Source organism: Micromonospora sp. RTBAU3-60 (assembly GCF_054963695.1).
The window spans coordinates 1-618 of sequence record NZ_JBUEGB010000207.1 but is presented as its reverse complement, the minus strand read 5'-3'; the positions used below and the strand labels follow the sequence as shown (position 1 = coordinate 618).

1 protein-coding gene is annotated in these 618 nt (G+C 66.7%); it reads left to right on the top strand.

The genetic code is table 11. The features are described from left to right. The coding region (locus tag ACY34I_RS40585; protein ID WP_462760862.1) for a zinc ribbon domain-containing protein at positions 1-618 on the top strand (618 nt) is incomplete at both ends.

The window sequence follows — 618 nt, the reverse complement described above, 5'->3', positions numbered from 1 at the left end:
TCTGCGCGGCGGGCGGGTCGAGGTGCACTACCAGATCGACGCGGCGGGGATGCGGTCGTCGCAGCGGCCATGCGGCGATGCGACGATCGGGGTGGACAAGGGCTACACCGAAGCCCTCACCGACTCCGACGGCCAGCCCCACGGTCAACAACTCGGCGACCTGCTGACCCGTGAGTCGGACCGGCTGAAGGAACGCAACCGGCGCCGAGCGAAGCTCCGCTCCATAGCCAACACCGCCGCGCTCCGTGGTGACCACGCGAAAGCCCACCGGATCAAGACCAACAACCTCGGCACGGCGAAACGGGACCGGCAGGCCGCCCGGCACCGGGCGCGGGTGCGCACGGAGATCTTCACCGCCGTGCACGAGGTCGTCGACAAAGCGAACACGGTGATCGCCGAAGACCTCACCAAACGCTTCACCAGCCGTAAGAAGCTTCCCAAGAACTTGAACAGGCGTCTCGCCGCGTGGACCAAAGGAGTCACCGCCGAGGCCCTGAAAAGCGTGTCGGAGCGCAGAGGTTCTGCGCTCGTTCCCGTCAACGCCGCCTACACCTCACAAACCTGCCACCACTGCGGCACCTTCGGCCGACGCAGCGGCGACAGGTTTCACTGCACTAC